The organism is Virgibacillus sp. SK37 (genome assembly GCF_000725285.1).
Taxonomy (GTDB): Bacteria; Bacillota; Bacilli; order Bacillales; family Amphibacillaceae; genus Virgibacillus_Q.
Map to the genome: position 1 here is coordinate 32,122 of NZ_CP007161.1, position 19,448 is coordinate 51,569.

Below are 19,448 nucleotides of genomic sequence, written 5' to 3' on the forward strand. Positions count from 1 at the left end.
GTAGAATATTTATTATAAGGGAGTAAATAGCATGGAAATTGGGATAGATAAAATAGGATTTTATACACCACATCAATATGTAGATATGAATAAATTGGCTGTGGCAAGAAATGTCGAACCGGAAAAGTTTACGATTGGAATTGGACAAGAAGAGATGGCCCTTGCACCCATCACCCAGGATTCCGTTACCTTAGCTGCAAATGCAGCACTTCAGATCGTTAGCAAAGAGGACAAAGAAGTAATAGATTTTGTTATTTTTGGTACAGAATCAGGTATTGACCACTCTAAATCAGGGGCAGTTTATGTACATAAATTGCTTGGTTTAAAGCCACAAGCCCGTGCAGTAGAAGTGAAGCAAGCCTGCTACGGTGCTACTGCTGCTATTCAAATGGCCAAAGGACATGTTGCTTTACATCCTGAAAGTAAGGTATTGGTATTAGGAGCTGATATAGCTCGTTACGGATTAAATACTTCTGGAGAAGCGACACAAGGAGCAGGTGCTGTTGCTCTATTAATTGGTGCCAATCCTGGGATTCTGGCTCTCGAAGATGAAGATGTTTATTTAACAAATGACATTATGGATTTTTGGAGACCTATATATTCAGAACAGGCATTTGTTGATGGTAAATTTTCTAATGAACAATATATCCTGTTTTTCCAAAAAGTATGGGAGCAGTATAAAGAGAAAACAGGACTTAATTTAGCTGACTTTGAGGCGATTTGTTATCACCTTCCATATACAAAAATGGGTTTGAAAGCTTTACGCACGGTAATTGATGAGGCCGAAGAACAAGACAAAGAGCGTTTATTGGGGAATTATAAAACAAGTACGCAATATAACCGCAGAGTTGGTAATATTTATACTGGTTCGCTCTATCTAAGTTTCTTATCACTTATTGAACAAGAGGAGACCTTAAAGTCAGGTTCTCGAATTGGTTTCTTTAGTTATGGCTCAGGTGCTGTCGGCGAGTTTTTCACAGGGGTTTTACAGCCGAATTACCGAGAACACTTAAATACGGAGCAACACGCTAAATTGTTTTCATCAAGAGAGGAACTATCAGTAGAACGCTATGAAGAGATTTTTTCCAATACATTACCAACTGATGGATCTTCATTAGAGTTGGATGTGAAGCAGGACCCGGCACCTATCTGTTTAGCTGGTATCATTGACAATAAACGACAATATATAAATAAATTAGACTAAAGAAAAGCGCAAGCTACCATTACTGGTTACTTGCGCTTTTCTTCTTTATGCTGTAATATCTTCTGCTGGTCCAAAAATCTCAAAATGAATATCTTTATCCTCTACCTGATGCTTTTTCAAGTTCTGGTAGGCTGCACGCATAAATCCTTTTGGCCCACAGAAGTAAAATGCTGCATCGCTAGTCGGCAAAATTTCTCCTAGCCAATCTGCATCAATATATCCAATTTTATCACATACATCACCTTCACATGGTTTATCATACACAATATAACTTTCTACATTATTATATTGGTTACTAATTTCCGTTATTCTATCCTTCAGTGCGTGCACTTTACTTGATTGAGCTGCATGAATAAATACTACTTTTCTTTCCGGTTGCTCTTTAATTACCGTTTCTAACATACTAACCATTGGTGTGAGACCAACTCCCCCACTCATTAGTATTAATGGGCGATCATCATTCTTTTCCAAGTAGAAATCACCGGATGGAGCACTGATTGGTAAAATGGAGCCTTCTTCCACTTGCTCATGCAAGAAAGTAGAAACAACACCTGCAGGTAAATCACCGACAGGATCCTCACGTTTTACACTAATTCGATAATGCCCTTCACCAGGCGCACAAGATAGGCTGTATTGGCGAAGATGATTATACTTTTCTCCCTCTATTTCTGCTTTTACTGTAATATATTGTCCAGGTTGATAAACAGGGAATGGCATTCCATCTACTGGTTCCAAATAGAAAGATGTAATAACATCACTCTCTTTAACCTTTTTGATTACTTTAAAATCTCTAAAATCAACCCATCCACCGGTTGTGTTAAGTGTTTCCTCATACATTTCTTTCTCCACACTGATGAAAATATCAGCAATTACACCATATGCTTTTTCCCATGCATTAATAATGTCATCAGTAGCTGCGTCCCCCAACACATCTTTGATGGCTAATAATAAATGCTTTCCAACGATCGGATATTGTTCGGGCTTAATATTCAAGCTTCTGTGCTTATGTGCGATCTGCTTTACATGGGGTAGAATTACCTCTAAATGATCAATATTGGCAGCTGCTGCATAAACCGTATTCGCAAGCGCTTTTGGTTGATCACCTTTTCGTTGATTTGTCTGATTAAAAATATTCTTTAGTTCCGGATGATTTCCGAGCATTAATTCATAAAAACGTTTTGTAATTTCAGCACCGTGTTCTTGTAGAACAGGTACAGTAGCTTTAATAATATCCTTTGTTTCCTTATCTAATCCAACTGTTTGTGTAGTCATAACAGAGCACTCCCTTTAAAAATTAAAAGATGTATTTTGAATACATGTTTATTGTATAATGAAGTAAACACTATGACAACAGTGAAAACGTCAATATATGTTACAATTATGTGAAGATAGTAACAAGGAGCAGATGAAGATGAATTTAAAAAAATATACCGATTATGGACTGCGTGTCCTCATTTTTACAGGTATGAAAAAAGATGGAGAACTTGCTAGTATTAAAGAGATTTCCTCTGTTTATAATATTTCTACACATCATTTAGGAAAGATCGTACATCAATTAACCAAGCTGGAATTAGTAGAATCTATTCGTGGCAGAAATGGTGGTATTCGATTGGCAAAACCTGCAGATCAGATGAATGTGGGGAGAATTGTCCGGATATTGGAGAGTGATTTTACGGTTTTGGAGTGCTTTGATAAAGAAACAAATCATTGTGTTATTTCTCCTGGCTGTACATTAAAGCATGCATTAAATAAAGCACTCCAAGCCTTTTTTAAGGTATTGGATGAATATACGATTGCGGATTTAATTCATAATGAAGAAGAGCTCCGTCAATTAATGGGATTAAAATAACTATGTTTTAAATTTGTGACAGTGGGAAGATATAATTATGTAATAACTCAACTAAAGGAGCGTATCGATAATGAGCAAAAAAATAGCAACTGTACTAACAGATATGTTTGAAGATGTTGAATATACAGATCCGGCAAAAGCATTTAAGGATGCTGGCCACGAAGTTGTTACAATTGAGAAGGAAAAGGGAAAAGAGGTTACTGGTAAAAATAAAGAAGCTACGGTAAAAATTGATCAGTCTATCGATGATGTAAAGCCAACTGATTTCGATGCATTATTTATTCCAGGTGGTTTTTCACCAGATCAATTACGTGCAGATGAGCGATTTGTAAAATTCGCAAAGCATTTCATGGACGAAAAGAAACCAGTTTTTGCAATCTGCCACGGACCACAGTTATTAATAACAGCAAAAACACTAGAAGGAAGAAAGGCAACTGGATTTACCTCTATTCAAGTAGATATGGAATATGCAGGAGCTACTGTGGAAGACAAAGAAGTAGTTGTGTGCCAAGATCAGTTAGTAACCAGTCGTCAGCCGGATGATATTCCAGCTTTCAATCGTGAAGCATTAAATGTATTAAAATAAACTTATCCCCCTAAGTTTAAATACACTCTGAGATAAATAAGCCCTCTGCAACGAGCAGAGGGGCTTATTATATTTGGTTTGTATAAACATTTTAGTGAATGAAATCTCTCTATGGCAGGCAATAATCCTTCTATCTTGTTGTCTTGTCTAGGGGAAAATTATTACTCAGGCTTTGTTACTGTAAATTGATCATCTAATAATAACCAGTTTTGCGGGAAGGCTAAGCCGAGCTTCCAATAAGCAATACCACGTAGACCTAATTCTCGAATTAAATTGAATTTGGCTTGAATGGATCTTGCATCTTCAAACCATACCTCATGTTGTTTACCAGCTTCATCCCAATACGTGAAAAAGGGAGCCTGAGCTGTCGTATCATATTGAATTTCCGCTTGTTCTCGCCTCGCCAAAGCAATTGCCTGCTGTGGACTAATGGCGCGGGCAGCGGGCCCACCTTGCTCAAACGGCAATGTCCAATCATACCCATATAAGTTCTGGCCTAAGAGAATTTTTTCAGGTGGTATTTCTGTTATTGCATATTCTACTACTTTTCTCACCTCACTAATTGGTGATACGGCCATAGGAGGTCCATAACTATAACCCCATTCATATGTCATTAAGACAACCATATCGGCAATTTCTCCATGTGCGGCATAATCATGAGCCTCATACCACTGTCCAGTCTGAGTAGCACTTGTTTTAGGTGCTAAAGCAGTAGAAAGCATTAACCCTTCCTGTGCCAATCGTTCTTTCGCTCTCCGTAAAAAGCGATTATATGCTTCTCGGTCTTCTGCCCTAAGAAATTCAAAATCAAAATGCACATCCTTAAAGCCAACTTCTTTAGCAACATTGATAATATTATCCAATAATGTATTTTGAACAGCTTGCACTGTTAAGATGATATGGCCAAGCTCCGCACTGAAAGACCCCTCTTCTAAATTACTTACGACGAGCATAAGCCCGGTATTATCACCCTCAGCTATTTGCTTCAAATTACCTAAGGGAGGGGGAGACAATGTGCCATCTCTATTTACATTATAGTTGAATATAGCAAGATAGGTTAGATAGGGAGAAGTCTTGGTTGCTGCATTTTCTAACGTGCTGGAAACAGAATCCCCGGAAGGCTCAATATACGCCACAGAGGTTATCTCCCTTTTAGGCTGAGGTGGGATATATAGACGAAATCCCATCGGAAGAACAAAATTTGCAGGTAAATTATTTATTTGGATTAGTTCCTGGGGGGAAATCCCAAATTGCTGTCCGATGGAGTATAGCGTATCTCCTTGCTTAATAAAGTAAAATTGACCAATGATTGGAATAACAAGTGCCTGACCTACTACTAGGTTATTTGGTGCATCCAATTCATTGGCATTAATAATTTGCTGAATGGATGTATTATATAAATTTGCGATCCTGTACAGTGTATCACCTTGCTGGACGACGTGAATTTGCAAGTAAGTCACCTTCCTTCTCCGTATGTGCTACTTACATACTATGAGAAGAAGGGGGAATATATACCTTCCTGATTAAAAGGGATCTATATTTGCCTTCATTACCGATCTCATTAGATACAAAGCATAATTGTTATTATCTGTTTCCTCTGAGGCCATACAATTTTTTGGTATATGCATATCAAATTGATACATGTAAGCATCTTTCGCTGTAAATAAAATACATATATCTCCAGCTATACCTGCCATAATTAAATGTGTTTTTCCTAACTCATTTAATAATGATTGAAGAGGTGTTTGGAAAAATGCAGAATGCTGTGGTTTAATAAGAAAGTAATCACTGTCATCTGGTTTTAGCTCCTCAATAATTTCCTGGCTTCGGTCATTTTGACAATGGTCTATGATTTTTCGGAAGTCTGCTTGCCACAAACCATAATGGTCGTTTACATAAATAATGGGTAAATTATTGTCTTTTGCATAGTTTTTGAGCTTTTTTAAGTGTGGAAGAATTTCCTTTGTATGTTCATATAGCTTCTCTCCACCTTCGAAGTCAAAATGATTTATAATATCAACAAATAAAACTGCAGTATTGTTTTGGGTATTCTCCATTTAAATTCTCCTTTTTTGGACTGGACTAAGTAAAAGCTTAGGTATTCCATATTCATTTATTTCCTTTTTGTAGTTTTTAAAACAAATTTCTTAAAGAAAGGAGAGGTTTTTAATGTTTGATGAAATATTTATGTTAAAAGCAATAGAAGAAGCTAAAAAGGCTCATAAAATAAATGAAGTCCCGATTGGTGCAGTTATTGTATTTAAAAACGAAATCATTGCAACAGGACATAATGTGCGAGAGAGCTCTCAAACTACGCTTTCCCATGCGGAGCTTATTGCAATTGAACAGGCAAACCAAACCATTGGCAGTTGGCGTTTAGAGGATTGTACGCTCTTCGTAACCTTGGAACCATGCCCAATGTGTGCAGGGGCAATTGTTCAATCAAGAATAAAGCGGGTAGTATACGGTGCTGCTGACCCGAAGGCAGGATGTGCAGGCTCCTTAATGAATTTGTTGCAAGATACTCGCTTTAACCACCAAGTAGAACTGACAAGCGGAGTAATGGAAAAAGAGTGCAGTATGCTCCTGAAAGATTTTTTTAAGCAATTAAGAAACAGAAAAAAGTAGTGGTTCAATTATTTTCCATTGCATTTCTCTCCATTAATAGTTATAATAATTAATGCCGTGCTAAGCGGGGAGGTAGCGGTGCCCTGTACTCGCAATCCGCTATAGCGAGGTCGAATTCCCATCCGAGGTGGAATGTCTTTATGGTCTGCCTTAAGGGAGTGGTGTTGACGCTTAGGTCCTGCGCAACAGAAACCCATGAATCCTGTCAGGTCCGGAAGGAAGCAGCAGTAAGTGGACATTTCTGTGTGCCGCGGGATCGCCTAAGCCGAGCCATGAACTTAAGTAACGCATAGGGACTTTCCATCAACGATGGGTGCACGGTATACATAGAATGAAAATCTTCTGTCAGTGACAGAGGATTTTTTTATTGTTTGGAGATAATAGGCGCTCGCCACTATTACGCAGGAGTTTGGCTTTCTCCACTGCCGATTACCCTGTCTCCGGCGTATAATTTTCCATCCTAATCTATATTTAGCCTACCGAAGATAAACACCATCTTCCATGTGTGTATATTCCATGCTATATCGTTTTCAACTTCATTCAGCAAAATCACTGTCTATTACTAGCTTTTTTTGACTTTTTTTGTAGAAAGCCTTGCTTTTTTCTAGTAAAATGGCATAATTGCTCTCGTGTGTTTTAGTTCTAATTCACTAGGTACTATAATGTAATAAAAATACGGAGGAAATGACGAAATGGTACAAAAAGATTCAGCTTTAAACAAACTAATAACTGATATCATTATGTTGAAACAAGAGATGATGGCGTTAGGAATGCAATATGGCTTAAACGATGAACGAACCGTGGAGTGCAGCCAACAATTAGATGACCTGTTGAATAAACATTCGGAAATGGTACAACAAGAACCCTGCTTCATGACAATATAAGTCACCTCGTTTTAACATAAAAATTCACCCTTCCTTTAGAAATAAATTCTATCACCTATGGTTCACATTTACCCCTTAAATAGAGTATAATAAAAAGAGATTGTAGAGGGGAATCATATTATGAGCTATCAAGCTTTATACCGCGTTTGGCGTCCTAGAAAATTCCAGGATGTCGTTGGACAAACACATATTACCCGAACATTGCAAAATGCAATTATCCAAGGGAAATTTTCACATGCCTATTTATTCTCCGGTCCAAGAGGGACGGGGAAAACGAGTGCTGCGAAAATTTTTGCGAAGACGATTAATTGTGAACATGCACCAGTAAAAGAACCATGCAATGAATGTGCGGCATGCCGGGGTATTCAGGATGGTTCTATTTCAGATGTAATCGAGATTGATGCAGCTTCCAATACCAGTGTCGATGACATTCGCGAAATTAGGGACAAGGTGAAATATGCATCTAGTGTTGTTCCTTACAAAGTATATATTATTGACGAAGTGCATATGATTTCTGTTAATGCATTTAATGCATTGCTAAAAACCTTGGAAGAGCCACCAAAGCATGTAGTATTTATTCTTGCTACAACGGAGCCGCACAAGATCCCATTAACCATTCTTTCCAGGTGTCAACGTTTTGATTTTAAGCCAATTTCCAATCAGGCAATAGTCGAGCGTATGCAAACGATTATTGGTACAGAAAATATTTCTGTTTCACCTGAAGCTCTGGAGACAGTAGCTTTGGCTGCTGAAGGCGGGATGCGTGATGCATTAAGCATTTTAGACCAAGCCATCTCTTATAGTGAGGAATCGGTCGAATTAGAGGATGTATTGGCTGTTACTGGCGGAGTCTCACAACAAATTCTTAATCGCATTGTAAAGGCAATGTTCGAAAAGAATGTAGAAGATGCATTACAATTACTTGATGAACTGATCCAAAATGGTAAAGACCCGGGTCGATTTGTTTATGACATGATTTACTTTATGCGCGATTTACTACTTTTCAAGAGTGCACCAGATCTTGAAGGGTTACTTGAACGTGCCCGAGTGGAAGAGGAATTTACTCAGCTGGCTGACATAATTTCCATTGATTGGGTCCAACAGGCCATTATGCAATTAAATCAGTGCCAACAGGAAATAAAATGGACCAACAGTCCGAAAATATTTATAGAAATAACTATTTTAAGTCTTACAAATAGAGTTCAAAAAGAAGAAGCACCTTCAGAATCCGGCGACACAGAAATGGTTTCTAAACTTACTTCAAGATTAGCTACACTGGAGAAAGAGCTGACCATGTTAAAGGAAAATCCGGTGGTTCAGTCGCAACCTGTCCCACAGCGAGAGACAAGAAGAGCGCCTGCCCGATCTTCAAAAAATGGTTTTAAAATTCCATATGATCGCATACGGGAAGCGTTAAAACAAGCTGGAAAACCAGCATTAAAAAATGTGCAATCCCACTGGGCTGATTTTCTAAGTAAATTAAAAACGACAAATGCACCTGCACATGCTACAATACAGGATAGTAAACCAGCAGCAGCTTCAGATGAAATATTAATTGTGGCATTTAAATATGAGATACATTGCTCCTTATTTATGGATAACAGGGAGACGGTAGAATCTGTGTTGGAAACAGTGATGGGAAAAAAATTAACGATTATTCCTATCCCTGATAAAGCTTGGACAGAATTAAGAGCTGAATATATTAATAAACAAGAAAAACCTTCAGAATCTGAACAAGAGCAAGCAGATCCATTAATTGAAGAAGCACGTAAGCTTGTTGGTGATGATTTGTTAGAAATACATGATTAATTTAAAATAATAAAATGAGCTGAATATAAAGGAGGAGTTTTCCATGAAGGGTATGGGAAATATGGGTAACATGATGAAGCAAATGCAAAAAATGCAAAAGAAAATGATGAAAGCACAGGATGAGCTTCACGAAATGACGTTTGAAGCATCTGCTGGTGGCGGAATGGTTACTGTTGTGGCAAATGGTAAAAAAGAAATTACAGATGTTCAAATTAAAGAAGAAGTGGTAGACCCTGATGATGTTGATATGCTACAAGATCTTATTCTTGCTGCAACCAATGATGTGTTGAAGCAAATTGATGATAAAACAAATGATACAATGGGAGAGTTTACAAAAGGAATGAACATGCCAGGAATGTTCTAAATTGTTTTAGCGACTTATAAATTCAAATGTTTGAAAAGGATAAGTCGCTATTGTCTAGGGCAGGGCAATTTTAATCTGTCCTTTTTTATAGGCGCTTGCGCTTTTGTTCTTAGGAGGCACACTTCATGTATTATCCAGAGCCAATTTCAAAATTAATTGATAGCTTTACAAAATTGCCAGGCATTGGGCCGAAAACCGCAGTCCGACTGGCATTTTTCGTTTTAAATATGAAGGATGATGATGTCCTTGACTTTGCGAATGCGTTGGTGAACGCAAAGCGAGAGTTAACACATTGCTCCATTTGTGGTCATATTACGGATCAGGACCCTTGTTCTATCTGTCAGGATACGACGAGAGATCAGTCCATTATTTGTGTTGTTCAAGATCCGAAAGATGTGATTGCAATGGAAAAAATGAAAGAATACCATGGGAAGTACCATGTGCTTCATGGCGCGATCTCCCCGATGGATGGGATTGGTCCGGAAGATATTAACGTACCTGATTTAATAAATCGTCTGAAGGATGAAGAGGTAAAAGAGTTAATACTAGCGACAAACCCGAATATCGAAGGGGAAGCCACAGCAATGTATATATCCAGGCTTGTTAGACCATCAGGTATTCGAACAACACGAATTGCACATGGGTTACCAGTAGGCGGAGATCTTGAATATGCTGATGAAGTAACCCTTTCAAAAGCGTTGGAAGGCAGAAGAGATGTATAGGATTAGGTGTGATTTCCCATGGGAAAAAATTAAAGAAATATGATGTAGACAGGCAATTGCTTGACGCCTTTTATGAAATAGAGAATGAGTGGAAGCAGATAGAAGCTTTCATGGATAGAAGTTTTGACGCAAACGAAGCAGGCAGACAGCAGGAAGCTTTAGCTCGAGCAAAATATCTATTTTTGCTAAGAGAAGCAAGACACCGAAACGTTAGTGCGAAGTGGTATAAATAAGTGTACAAGAAAGGCAGGAGACAAATTATCCTGTCTTTCTTTTTGTCTAATTAACCAATTTCTCCGGCGGATTATCTCACGCAACAGCCGATTAAAATTCCCTGAGGCTGATACTTTCACTCTGCTGCTGATTAAAATTCCCTGCGGCGGATACTTCCGCTCTGCAGCTGATTAAAATTTACTTCGGCGGATATTTTCGCTCTGCAGCTGATTAAGCTATTCTGCGGCGGATACTCCCGCTCTGCTGCCGATTAAACATTCCTCCGGCGGATAGCTTTTATTACTTCCCAAAGTGGAGTTCTTTTTTTCTTATCTTCCACATATATACTAGAAAGGGAACTTGGGAAGGAAGTGGAAATATAATGAGTTCAACCATCATCATTTCTATTATGATTGGGTTAATTGTGCTCTTATTATTTGTGGGCGCACCAGTAAAACCAATGCGCTTTATTGGACAAGCCACAGTAAAGTTAGGTATTGGCATTCTATTTTTATTTTTCGTTAATGTATTTGGCGGGGCCTTTGGTCTCCATATTCCCATTAATCTATTTACAGCAGGTATATCCGGGTTTCTAGGTATTTTTGGAGTAGCCTCACTTGCAGCAATTCATCTTTTTATAATATAAACTAATAATCTATGAATATTTTCCGTTAGATTAGGAGATACTAATTTCTAACGGAGGTGGGACAATGAATAAATCAGCTTACAATGAACGTTGTGGTATTTGTGAAGAGCCAAAGGAGAAGGGTATTCATCTATATACCATGTTTATCTGCTGTGAGTGTGAACATAACATGATACACACCGAACCAAGAGAAGAAAAATATGCATACTACCTACAAAAATTAAAAAACATGAATAAACCAAAGCTATATTCATAAATAGATAGAAGTCTTTGCTTGCAAAGGCTTTTTTATTTGGGAATATATAATAAAGTGATTTACACTTATAGAAAAGCTGGTGGAGGGAATAGAAATGGATCAGAGGAAAACACCAATTTATCAAGCTCTTATTAACCATACAGAAAAAAAACCGCTATCTCTCCATGTACCAGGTCATAAAAATGGAGAAATATTCCCCGATTTTGCAAAAAAGTATTTTCAGCCACTTTTGCATATTGATATGACAGAATTAAGCGGATTAGATGATCTACATGCTCCAAGTGGAATAATCGCAGAGGCAGAGGTATTGGCTGCTAACTTTTTCCAAGCAGATAAAACCTTTTTCCTGGTTGGAGGAAGTACTGTCGGTAATCTGGCAATGATACTGGCAACATGCTCGGCAGGCGAACGGGTCATTGTTCAGCGCAATAGCCATAAGTCTATTATGAATGGCTTGGAACTCAGCGGCGCCCACCCCGTATTTATAACACCCGAATATGATGACGAATTAGAAAGATACACCCAACCAAGTGTAGCAACATTACGTGAAGCAATCCAAGCATATCCAAATGCAAAAGCAGTACTATTAACATACCCTGATTATTATGGAAATACATATGATCTGCCGTCTATGGTAAAGGAAGCACATGCATATAACATACCTGTTTTAGTTGATGAAGCACATGGTGTACATTTCTCTTTAGGCACACCTTTTCCGCCATCTGCTTTGGAGGCAGGTGCAGATGTTGTTGTCCAATCAGCACATAAAATGGCACCAGCAATGACAATGAGTTCCTACTTACATATGAAAACAGAAAGGCTTGCCGAAAGTAGAATCGCTCACTACCTGCAGGTTCTGCAGTCCAGTAGTCCATCCTATCCATTGATGGCTTCACTTGATCTTGCGCGCGGCTTTTTGGCTACATTAAGAACGGAGGAAAAAATAAAGATTATCCAACAATCAAGTGAAGTAGAGCATTTATTAAATGAATCGGAGTATTGGGAAGTTAGAAAAGGCCAAGATCCTCTTAAATTAACGTTACACGTGAAACAATTTGCCTCTGCAAACGAAATAGCTAAGTTATTTGAAATGGAAGGAATCTACCCAGAACTTGTTACCCATAACCAGTTATTGTTTGTGCTTGGATTAAAACCCTTCGAACATCTAGACAGGTTAAAAAAAGCAGTGAAAAGAATTAATGATCAATTAAAAAATAGTCACAAGCATGATACAATAGAAATAGCAAAGCTTTTTCCAAAAAAAATAGAGGAATTAGCATTGTCATATAATGAAATGAAGCAACAAGATTCAGAGAAAATGCCTTATGCAAAGGCATTAGGATATATAGCAGCAGAAGCAGTAATCCCATACCCACCAGGGATTCCCCTGATTTTAAAAGGGCAACGGATTACAGAAAGCCAGGTAAGTGCTATGGAAGAGTTGGTAAAGCAAGGGGTAAAAATCCAGTTGAGAGATCCAAGTGGAATTCGGGTTTTTACATGCACTGATGAAGGAGAAGAAACGACGTGAGCGGATACTTTATTACAATTGAAGGTGGCGAAGGAGCAGGAAAAAGTACTGTTCTTGAATCACTGACACACCAGTTAACAGAGCAGGGCTATGATGTGCTAGCTACAAGAGAGCCAGGCGGTATTGAAATTGCTGAGCAAATAAGAAAGGTAATTCTTCACCCACTAAATATTGAAATGGAAAAAAGAACGGAAGCGTTATTGTATGCTGCAGCAAGGCGCCAACATTTAGTGGAAAAGGTATTGCCGGCATTGGAAACGGGGAAAATCGTCTTATGTGATCGTTTTATAGATAGCAGCTTAGCTTATCAAGGCTTTGCAAGAGGAATAGGAATGGACGAAGTCTTTTCAATTAACCAGTTTGCAATTCAGGATTGCATGCCGGATTTAACACTTTTTTTTGATATTCCACCAAAAAAAGGATTAGAACGGATTTCGGCGAATAAAAATAGAGAAAGAAACCGTTTGGACTTGGAAAAGCTTCATTTTCATGAACAGGTTTATGAAGCTTATCAACTGTTAATTAAGAAGTTCCCTGAGCGAATACACACAATAAATGCAGACCAAACGGTGGATGCTGTTAAGCGTGAGGCATTGGATTGTATTATTACTAATTTAGCGAAAAGGGAGATGAAGAAATGAAGTTAATTATTGCGGTTATCCAAGATAAAGATTCTAATCGGCTTGTCGATGCATTAGGTAGTGAAAACTTCAAGACAACAAAGCTTGCCACTACTGGCGGTTTTCTAAAGGAAGGAAATACAACCCTAATGATCGGTTGTGAGGATGCTTATGTAGATGAGGCTTTGGAAATCATTAAAGCAAATTGCTCTCATCGTGAGCAAATGGTTGCTCCGATTTCACCTATGGGTGGTAATGCGGATTCTTATATTCCAAAACCAGTAAAAGTAGAAGTTGGAGGGGCAACCTGTTTCATCCTGCCTATCGAATCCTTCTTTCAATTTTAATAAACCATTACTAGAGCTTGTTAGCAATGGTTAAAAGGAACTGATGATATGAAAATTAACTCGGAAATGAAGGCAAAAGCGGATGCAACTTATATTCGTCCTTCTCAAGGAGATGCCAAGGCTTTTAATCAACAGTTGCAGTCACAGGTGAACCGTTTAAGTGAACAAGGCTTGCAACAATTGATTAAGGATATTTCCTTGCAGGGGGATAAGCTCGCTCGTTACCGTACTTTTCGTGAACTAGCCAAGTTTAAACGAATGGTGAAAGGTTTCTTGCAAGAGACGGTTACAAAGGGATTTGGGCTGCACACCTCACATAGCTTTAGTATGGATGGTGGCAGCCGCCAATTATCCATCGTTCAGGAAGTGGATGAAAAGCTTGTTGAATTGACAGAGGAGATTATGAATCAAGAAAAGAAAACTGTAGATATTTTAGGCCTGATTGGAGAAATTAAAGGGTTACTTATTAATATATATACGTGAGAAGTTTTTATAAGGACGGATAGAGATGAAGACATGGGCAGAAGTTGCAGAGATTCAACCGTTAGCTGGAAAAATATTGATGAACAGTATGAAAAAGAGTCGTATATCCCATGCTTATTTACTACAGGGAAAAAGAGGAACTGGAAAAGAAGATATTGCACGCTTACTTGCAAAGGGGCTTTTTTGTAAAGAAAAAAACGGGGTAGAGCCATGCCATCTGTGCACCGAGTGTAAACGAATTGACTCTGGGAATCACCCTGATGTTCACTGGATTATACCAGAAGGACAATCAATTAAAATAGACCAAATTAAAAATCTCCAAAAGGAATTTACGTATTCCGGATTGGAGTCAAATCAAAAAGTATATATTATTCAAGGAGCCGAAACATTAACTACAAATGCGGCGAACCGTATTCTTAAGTTCCTGGAAGAGCCTAGCAAACAAACAACAGCAATTATGCTTACTGAGAACAGCCAGTCCATTCTTCCGACGATCCGCTCCAGATGTCAAATTATTGATTTGAAACCACTAAATACCAGGGATTTTCAGCGGCAGTTAATAGAACAAGGCATGACAAACAAAAATGCTGTTCTGATGAGTGCATTAACCAATAATTTAAATGAAGCCTTTGAAATGAGCAATGATGAGTGGTTTGCGTCAGCAAGAAAGATAGTGGTACAATTAGTAGAAATGTTTGTAACGAATCCGAAAGATGTCTTTCTTTTTGTTCATAACCATTGGATTAATCATTTTAAAGATAAAACGGAACAAGAACAAGGCATGGATTTGCTGCTGTTAGCATTTAAAGATATTCTTTACTACCAAATAGGTAATGAAAGCTCGCTCGTATTCTTTACTTTGGATGATGAGTTGCTTCAAAAAGCGGCAATGTCTTTTTCGCAACATATGTTAATAGAAGCATTGGATGCGGTGTTACAAGCAAAAAGAAAGCTGAAGCAAAATGTGCAGCCAACATTAGTAATAGAGCAGTTAGCACTTCAGATACAGAGGTGAGTGATTTGATAGAAGTGATTGGTGTCCGCTTTAAAAAAGCGGGTAAGATATATTATTTTGATCCAGGAGAGCATGCAATAGAACTGGACAGTTATGTTATTGTAGAAACAGTACGTGGCGTGGAATTCGGGAAAGTTGTCCTTGCCAGTAAGCAGGTTGATGAAGAAGATGTCGTACTTCCATTGAAGAAGGTACTACGCTTAGCAGATGAAAAAGACAAGCTTACTATCGTTGAAAATCAGGAACATGCAAAAAAGGCTTTTGATACATGTACCCAGAAGATCACCGAACATAAACTGGATATGAATCTAGTAGAAGTAGAATATACATTTGATCGGAATAAGATTATCTTTTATTTTACAGCAGATGGCCGGATTGATTTTCGTAATCTTGTTAAGGATTTGGCAGCGATGTTTAAAACACGGATTGAATTACGGCAAATAGGGGTCCGTGATGAGGCAAAAATGCTTGGAGGTATTGGCCCGTGCGGAAGGATGCTTTGTTGTTCCACATTTTTGGGAGATTTTGAACCAGTTTCCATTAAAATGGCAAAGGACCAGAATCTATCTCTAAATCCAGCGAAGATTTCCGGTTTATGTGGCCGATTAATGTGCTGCCTCAAGTATGAGAATGATGAGTATGAAGAAGCAAAACGTGTGTTACCAGATATTGGACAGGCTATTCGAACACCATTAGGTAAAGGAAAAGTAGTTGGTCTAAACATCCTAGAACGACTCATCCAAATCGAAATTCCAGAATTAGAACGAGTAATCGAATATACTATGGATGAACTAATAGAAGAAGGAATTCTAGCGCAAGCCACAGAATAATGGGGTGAGTAGGCGTGAAAAACAGGCAAATTTTTGATCAGGTTTCTGATATGGAAAAGCAAATCGGTGAACTATATGAACAATTAGGTGATTTGAAAGGCAGATTAAGTGATTTGTTGGAGGAAAATCACCGATTGGCCATGGAGAACCATAATTTGCGAAACCACTTGGATCATACAAGTAAAGAACAAGAGGCAAAAGTTAAAAACAAACAAAAATCAAAGAGTTTCCCTGGAGAAGGCTATGATAATTTAGCCAGATTATATGAAGAAGGATTTCATATATGTAATCTCGAATTCGGTAGCCCAAGGCGAAATGAGGATTGTATGTTTTGCCTGGACTTTTTAAATAAAACGAAATAAAAAGAAAGGCTGTCTCCGTTTCGAGACAGCCTTTCTTTTAAGCCGCCCGTTTTAAGCAGCTTAGAAAGGAAAGAAAAATGGTACAATTATATGATGATGAACGTTTGGATTATTTACTGGCAGATGAGAGTATGAAAATTATCCAAAGTCCTTCCGCATTTTCGTTTTCCCTTGATGCAGTCCTACTCGCTTATTTTGCATCTATACCAAGGAAAAAAGGAAGTATTTTAGATTTATGTACGGGAAATGGAGTCATTCCATTATTATTAGCCGGTAAAACAAAAGCAAAAATTACAGGTGTAGAGATCCAACAACGGATCTTCCACATGGCGGAACGGAATATAGATTTAAATGGGCTGAGAGAACAGCTACAAGTCCTTCACGGAGATTTAAAAGAAATGCATTCCGTTTTAGGACAGAGCACTTTTGATGTAGTGACATGCAATCCTCCCTATTTTCGGACACCTTCTAAAACAGAACATAATCAAAACGAATATTTAACGATTGCCAGACATGAGGTTTACTGCACCTTGGAAGATGTAGTTAAGGCATGTAAGCTGCATGTGCGCCCAGGTGGTAAAGTAGCAATGGTACATCGCCCGGGGAGACTGGTTGATATTATTAATCTTTACCGACAATATAGGCTGGAACCAAAACGAATTCAATTCGTTTACCCAAAGAGAAATAGGGAAGCAAATATGCTTTTAATTGAAGGCATCCGAGATGGGAAACCGGATCTAAAAGTTTTACCACCATTATATATTTATGAAGATAATGGAACTTATACAAAAGAGGCTGAGGATATTATTTATGACAGAACATGAACATACTGTATATATACTAAAATGTAGTGATGGCACATTGTATACTGGTTATACAAATGACATGGAGCATAGGTTAAATATGCATGAAGAAGGTAAAGGGGCAAAATATACAAGAGGGCGAGGCCCGTTTCAAGTAATGTACATTGAAAAGTTCCCCACCAAGCAAGAGGCTATGCAAAAGGAATATCAGATTAAACAATTGTCACGCACGGAAAAATTTCAATTGATTCGTGACAGGTTGAAAGAAGTGATGGAATATGAGAATTCAAAAAAGCTTTGAAAATGAAGCGTCGGGCACGCTTTATGTTGTACCTACTCCCATCGGTAATTTAGAAGACATTACTTACCGCGCCTTACAAACGCTGAAGAATGCACATATTATTGCGGCGGAGGATACGCGGAATACAAGAAAGCTACTGAATCATTTTGAAATTAAGACACAGTTAATTAGTTATCATGAGCATAATAAAATGAGTAGGGAAGATCATTTAATAACTAGGCTGGAAAGAGGCGAGCAGGTTGCCATTGTAAGTGATGCTGGTATGCCTGCAATATCGGACCCGGGTTATGAATTAGTAAAGCAGGCGATTGAACAGGAACTAAAAGTTGTTGTACTTCCTGGTGCGAATGCTGCTTTATGCGCTCTGGTTGGTTCCGGCCTCCCAACAGGTGCATTCTATTTCTACGGATTTTTACCTCGTAAAAAGAAAGACAAAATGAATGAGCTAACTCGATTGGCAAAGCTGCAAGCAACCTTATTATTTTATGAATCGCCCTATCGTTTAAAGGATACGTTAAAAGTAATGATGGAAGTGCTTGGAAACAGACAATTAGTTATTGCACGTGAGCTTACGAAGCGCTTTGAAGAATATGCTCGTGGTTCCATAGAAGAGCTAATCTCCTGGTCAGAGAATGGGGAATTGAAGGGAGAGTTTTGTTTAGTTGTAAAAGGTAATGACTCCGAAGATGAGGAACCAGAACAAACTGCATGGTGGAATGATTTATCTGTAATGGAACATGTAAGCTATTATATAGATACAAAGCAATTATCAAGTAAACAGGCAATTAAGCAAACAGCAGTCGACCGCAATGTACCAAAAAGGGAAATTTATCAGACGTATCATATAGAAGAGGAATAAATAGGCTCTAATTAAATCCTGCATTAATGCGTAGTTGGAGGGAAATGCGAACTAGTGGTGGAGCACCAAATCTCGCTGCGGAAAAATATTACGCTTTCCGCGGGCGGCCTGCAAGCCTCGGGCCAACACGATGTTGGTCATGAAGGCGTTGCGACAGGACGTCGCGACTTTAGCCTTCCAGCCCCTACTACGCGTTCTGCGGGGTCTCGCTAGTCTCGCTTTTCCCGCAGGACAAGGAAAGCTACGTCAGCAAGGCATCGCACGAAGAAAATGTGTATTTTCATTTTCGAGGAGTCTTCATATTTTTCCTTCGCTAAGGTGTATAACTCAAAGATTAAAGATAAGAGCTAATTATTCAATTCTTAAATACCTCAAATTAATCAATAGCACATACCAATTGATTGGAATGGAAGATGACGACTCCTGCCGGAATAGCATGAGCTGAAGACCCTGCACGGAGCGTAGCGGAGGAAGCGGCTGAAGCCATGCCGGCGGAAAGCGTTCATCTGTAATGGAAATCAATGGCGGTAGATGATCATCAAAACGTATTAAAATATATTTTAGTAGTGTATCTTTTAGAAACAGTAATTTACAATACTTACAGTTACGTCGTAGTTTATCTATTTTACGAATTACTTTAATCTCATTAATAGTTATAAATAAAAGAACAAGAGCTGTCATTTGACAGCTCTTGTTCTTTTAATGGATATCAAGCTTTTTAGCGACCCCCAAGACCAGCTCAACGTTTCTCTTTATTCTTTGTTGAGACTGGATTGGATTTCGTCAACCAATTGTTTAGCACTTTCCGGGCTAACTATAAGTTTACCATTTGCTAAAGAAAGATTATCTTCAGATACTTCCCCAGTAAGGTGACAACTCATATTAGATTGGTATTTTTTTAGGATGATTTTATCATTATCCACATAAATTTCCATAGCGTCTTTTTCATGGATATCCAGTGTACGACGCAGTTCAATCGGTATTACCACACGACCAAGTTCATCAACTTTACGTACTATTCCTGTAGATTTCAATATTTGTCCCCCTTATTAGGTAGAAAGAGTGCTCTGGATAATTCTACTTTATGTAGCATTCATTCCCCTTATTATTATATGATATGATATAAAAAAATCGTC

Annotated in this window: 25 protein-coding genes, 1 other RNA gene and 1 pseudogene; 22 read left to right on the plus strand and 5 right to left on the minus strand. The window is 38.3% G+C overall.

Going from position 1 to position 19,448, the window contains the following annotated elements; translation table 11 throughout:
* Window positions 1–31 precede the first annotated feature (31 nt).
* A complete protein-coding gene (locus X953_RS00145) occupies window positions 32–1,204 on the plus strand; it encodes a hydroxymethylglutaryl-CoA synthase (protein WP_040953862.1) in 1,173 nt (390 codons plus the stop codon).
* Window positions 1,205–1,249: 45 nt separating this feature from the next.
* Here X953_RS00145 and hmpA read toward each other — a convergent pair whose 3' ends face one another.
* Window positions 1,250–2,476: an NO-inducible flavohemoprotein gene (gene hmpA / locus X953_RS00150; protein WP_040953863.1), complete on the minus strand. Its 1,227-nt coding sequence runs from the start codon at window positions 2,474–2,476 to the stop codon at window positions 1,250–1,252.
* Between the two features lie 139 nt (window positions 2,477–2,615).
* Between hmpA and X953_RS00155 the strand changes: the two genes are divergently transcribed.
* Together X953_RS00155 and X953_RS00160 are read left to right on the plus strand one after the other, a co-directional pair.
* The gene (locus X953_RS00155) at window positions 2,616–3,053 is read left to right on the plus strand and encodes an Rrf2 family transcriptional regulator (protein ID WP_040953864.1); all 438 of its coding nucleotides are present in this window, start codon (window positions 2,616–2,618) and stop codon (window positions 3,051–3,053) included.
* Window positions 3,054–3,123: 70 nt separating this feature from the next.
* Window positions 3,124–3,639 (plus strand): type 1 glutamine amidotransferase domain-containing protein, encoded by a 516-nt coding sequence (locus X953_RS00160; protein ID WP_040953865.1) that lies wholly within the window; start codon window positions 3,124–3,126, stop codon window positions 3,637–3,639.
* A 161-nt stretch (window positions 3,640–3,800) separates the two neighbouring features.
* Here the strand turns inward: X953_RS00160 and X953_RS00165 are convergent, their stop codons facing one another.
* A complete protein-coding gene (locus X953_RS00165) occupies window positions 3,801–5,090 on the minus strand; it encodes a glycoside hydrolase family 18 protein (RefSeq protein WP_040953866.1) in 1,290 nt (429 codons plus the stop codon).
* A 72-nt stretch (window positions 5,091–5,162) separates the two neighbouring features.
* A complete protein-coding gene (locus X953_RS00170) occupies window positions 5,163–5,696 on the minus strand; it encodes an isochorismatase family cysteine hydrolase (protein ID WP_040953867.1) in 534 nt (177 codons plus the stop codon).
* Window positions 5,697–5,808: 112 nt separating this feature from the next.
* Between X953_RS00170 and tadA the strand changes: the two genes are divergently transcribed.
* The 19 genes and pseudogenes from tadA to rsmI all read left to right on the plus strand — a co-directional run bounded on the left by tadA (window position 5,809) and on the right by rsmI (window position 18,312).
* Window positions 5,809–6,267, plus strand: coding sequence for a tRNA adenosine(34) deaminase TadA (gene tadA / locus X953_RS00175; RefSeq protein WP_040953868.1), 459 nt, complete (start codon window positions 5,809–5,811; stop codon window positions 6,265–6,267).
* A 55-nt stretch (window positions 6,268–6,322) separates the two neighbouring features.
* Window positions 6,323–6,588, plus strand: an RNA gene (gene ffs, locus X953_RS19285) — signal recognition particle sRNA large type.
* 371 nt (window positions 6,589–6,959) lie between these two features.
* Window positions 6,960–7,151, plus strand: a complete 192-nt coding sequence (locus X953_RS00180; protein ID WP_040953869.1) for an aspartyl-phosphate phosphatase Spo0E family protein — start codon at window positions 6,960–6,962, stop codon at window positions 7,149–7,151.
* A gap of 120 nt (window positions 7,152–7,271) precedes the next feature.
* Window positions 7,272–8,960 (plus strand): DNA polymerase III subunit gamma/tau, encoded by a 1,689-nt coding sequence (gene dnaX / locus X953_RS00185; RefSeq protein WP_040953870.1) that lies wholly within the window; start codon window positions 7,272–7,274, stop codon window positions 8,958–8,960.
* A gap of 43 nt (window positions 8,961–9,003) precedes the next feature.
* Window positions 9,004–9,324, plus strand: coding sequence for a YbaB/EbfC family nucleoid-associated protein (locus tag X953_RS00190; RefSeq protein WP_040953871.1), 321 nt, complete (start codon window positions 9,004–9,006; stop codon window positions 9,322–9,324).
* A 125-nt stretch (window positions 9,325–9,449) separates the two neighbouring features.
* A complete protein-coding gene (gene recR, locus X953_RS00195) occupies window positions 9,450–10,046 on the plus strand; it encodes a recombination mediator RecR (protein ID WP_019378908.1) in 597 nt (198 codons plus the stop codon).
* Window positions 10,047–10,054: 8 nt separating this feature from the next.
* A complete protein-coding gene (locus X953_RS00200; RefSeq protein WP_232217754.1) occupies window positions 10,055–10,279 on the plus strand; it encodes a YaaL family protein in 225 nt (74 codons plus the stop codon).
* 362 nt (window positions 10,280–10,641) lie between these two features.
* Window positions 10,642–10,905 carry a pro-sigmaK processing inhibitor BofA family protein gene (locus X953_RS00205; RefSeq protein ID WP_040953872.1) on the plus strand — a complete coding sequence of 88 codons (264 nt, stop codon included), beginning with the start codon at window positions 10,642–10,644 and terminating at the stop codon, window positions 10,903–10,905.
* A gap of 64 nt (window positions 10,906–10,969) precedes the next feature.
* Window positions 10,970–11,161: a sigma factor G inhibitor Gin gene (locus X953_RS00210; RefSeq protein WP_040953873.1), complete on the plus strand. Its 192-nt coding sequence runs from the start codon at window positions 10,970–10,972 to the stop codon at window positions 11,159–11,161.
* Window positions 11,162–11,255: 94 nt separating this feature from the next.
* A complete protein-coding gene (locus tag X953_RS00215; RefSeq protein WP_040953874.1) occupies window positions 11,256–12,692 on the plus strand; it encodes an aminotransferase class I/II-fold pyridoxal phosphate-dependent enzyme in 1,437 nt (478 codons plus the stop codon).
* Window positions 12,689–13,361 (plus strand): annotated as a pseudogene (gene tmk, locus X953_RS00220) (dTMP kinase). Before X953_RS00215 ends, tmk begins: the two are co-directional and overlap by 4 nt.
* Complete coding sequence (locus X953_RS00225; RefSeq protein WP_019378914.1) at window positions 13,330–13,659, plus strand: cyclic-di-AMP receptor; 330 nt, start codon at window positions 13,330–13,332, stop codon at window positions 13,657–13,659. Before tmk ends, X953_RS00225 begins: the two are co-directional and overlap by 32 nt.
* Before the next feature lie 48 nt (window positions 13,660–13,707).
* Window positions 13,708–14,142, plus strand: a complete 435-nt coding sequence (locus tag X953_RS00230) for a YaaR family protein (protein WP_040953876.1) — start codon at window positions 13,708–13,710, stop codon at window positions 14,140–14,142.
* A 25-nt stretch (window positions 14,143–14,167) separates the two neighbouring features.
* A complete protein-coding gene (gene holB, locus X953_RS00235; RefSeq protein ID WP_040953877.1) occupies window positions 14,168–15,157 on the plus strand; it encodes a DNA polymerase III subunit delta' in 990 nt (329 codons plus the stop codon).
* Window positions 15,158–15,162: 5 nt separating this feature from the next.
* Complete coding sequence (locus tag X953_RS00240; protein WP_040953878.1) at window positions 15,163–15,987, plus strand: stage 0 sporulation family protein; 825 nt, start codon at window positions 15,163–15,165, stop codon at window positions 15,985–15,987.
* 14 nt (window positions 15,988–16,001) lie between these two features.
* Window positions 16,002–16,349, plus strand: a complete 348-nt coding sequence (gene yabA, locus X953_RS00245; RefSeq protein WP_040953879.1) for a DNA replication initiation control protein YabA — start codon at window positions 16,002–16,004, stop codon at window positions 16,347–16,349.
* 77 nt (window positions 16,350–16,426) lie between these two features.
* The gene (locus X953_RS00250; protein WP_040953880.1) at window positions 16,427–17,173 is read left to right on the plus strand and encodes a tRNA1(Val) (adenine(37)-N6)-methyltransferase; all 747 of its coding nucleotides are present in this window, start codon (window positions 16,427–16,429) and stop codon (window positions 17,171–17,173) included.
* Window positions 17,160–17,453 (plus strand): GIY-YIG nuclease family protein, encoded by a 294-nt coding sequence (locus X953_RS00255; RefSeq protein WP_040953881.1) that lies wholly within the window; start codon window positions 17,160–17,162, stop codon window positions 17,451–17,453. The genes X953_RS00250 and X953_RS00255 overlap by 14 nt, the downstream gene beginning before the upstream one ends.
* Entirely contained in the window at window positions 17,431–18,312 is an 882-nt protein-coding gene (gene rsmI, locus X953_RS00260) for a 16S rRNA (cytidine(1402)-2'-O)-methyltransferase (protein WP_040953882.1), read from the plus strand. Before X953_RS00255 ends, rsmI begins: the two co-directional genes overlap by 23 nt.
* Window positions 18,313–18,663: 351 nt before the next feature.
* On the opposite strand, the gene X953_RS19665 is transcribed toward rsmI, so the two are convergent.
* Together X953_RS19665 and X953_RS00270 are read right to left on the minus strand one after the other, a co-directional pair.
* Window positions 18,664–18,993: a hypothetical protein gene (locus X953_RS19665; protein WP_040953883.1), complete on the minus strand. Its 330-nt coding sequence runs from the start codon at window positions 18,991–18,993 to the stop codon at window positions 18,664–18,666.
* 71 nt (window positions 18,994–19,064) lie between these two features.
* Window positions 19,065–19,346 (minus strand): AbrB/MazE/SpoVT family DNA-binding domain-containing protein, encoded by a 282-nt coding sequence (locus X953_RS00270; protein WP_019376382.1) that lies wholly within the window; start codon window positions 19,344–19,346, stop codon window positions 19,065–19,067.
* Window positions 19,347–19,448 lie beyond the last annotated feature (102 nt).

Coding starts and splice junctions, on each gene's coding strand:
- X953_RS00255 (WP_040953881.1), top strand. CDS start 17,160: ATGACAGAACATGAACATACTGTATATATACTAAAATGTAGTGATGGC.
- dnaX (WP_040953870.1), top strand. CDS start 7,272: ATGAGCTATCAAGCTTTATACCGCGTTTGGCGTCCTAGAAAATTCCAG.
- recR (WP_019378908.1), top strand. CDS start 9,450: ATGTATTATCCAGAGCCAATTTCAAAATTAATTGATAGCTTTACAAAA.
- tadA (WP_040953868.1), top strand. CDS start 5,809: ATGTTTGATGAAATATTTATGTTAAAAGCAATAGAAGAAGCTAAAAAG.
- hmpA (WP_040953863.1), bottom strand. CDS start 2,476: ATGACTACACAAACAGTTGGATTAGATAAGGAAACAAAGGATATTATT.
- X953_RS00250 (WP_040953880.1), top strand. CDS start 16,427: ATGGTACAATTATATGATGATGAACGTTTGGATTATTTACTGGCAGAT.
- X953_RS00180 (WP_040953869.1), top strand. CDS start 6,960: ATGGTACAAAAAGATTCAGCTTTAAACAAACTAATAACTGATATCATT.
- X953_RS00210 (WP_040953873.1), top strand. CDS start 10,970: ATGAATAAATCAGCTTACAATGAACGTTGTGGTATTTGTGAAGAGCCA.
- X953_RS00155 (WP_040953864.1), top strand. CDS start 2,616: ATGAATTTAAAAAAATATACCGATTATGGACTGCGTGTCCTCATTTTT.
- X953_RS00205 (WP_040953872.1), top strand. CDS start 10,642: ATGAGTTCAACCATCATCATTTCTATTATGATTGGGTTAATTGTGCTC.
- X953_RS00160 (WP_040953865.1), top strand. CDS start 3,124: ATGAGCAAAAAAATAGCAACTGTACTAACAGATATGTTTGAAGATGTT.
- X953_RS00225 (WP_019378914.1), top strand. CDS start 13,330: ATGAAGTTAATTATTGCGGTTATCCAAGATAAAGATTCTAATCGGCTT.
- X953_RS00170 (WP_040953867.1), bottom strand. CDS start 5,696: ATGGAGAATACCCAAAACAATACTGCAGTTTTATTTGTTGATATTATA.
- X953_RS00190 (WP_040953871.1), top strand. CDS start 9,004: ATGAAGGGTATGGGAAATATGGGTAACATGATGAAGCAAATGCAAAAA.
- X953_RS00230 (WP_040953876.1), top strand. CDS start 13,708: ATGAAAATTAACTCGGAAATGAAGGCAAAAGCGGATGCAACTTATATT.
- X953_RS00215 (WP_040953874.1), top strand. CDS start 11,256: ATGGATCAGAGGAAAACACCAATTTATCAAGCTCTTATTAACCATACA.
- holB (WP_040953877.1), top strand. CDS start 14,168: ATGAAGACATGGGCAGAAGTTGCAGAGATTCAACCGTTAGCTGGAAAA.
- rsmI (WP_040953882.1), top strand. CDS start 17,431: ATGAGAATTCAAAAAAGCTTTGAAAATGAAGCGTCGGGCACGCTTTAT.
- X953_RS19665 (WP_040953883.1), bottom strand. CDS start 18,993: ATGACAGCTCTTGTTCTTTTATTTATAACTATTAATGAGATTAAAGTA.
- X953_RS00145 (WP_040953862.1), top strand. CDS start 32: ATGGAAATTGGGATAGATAAAATAGGATTTTATACACCACATCAATAT.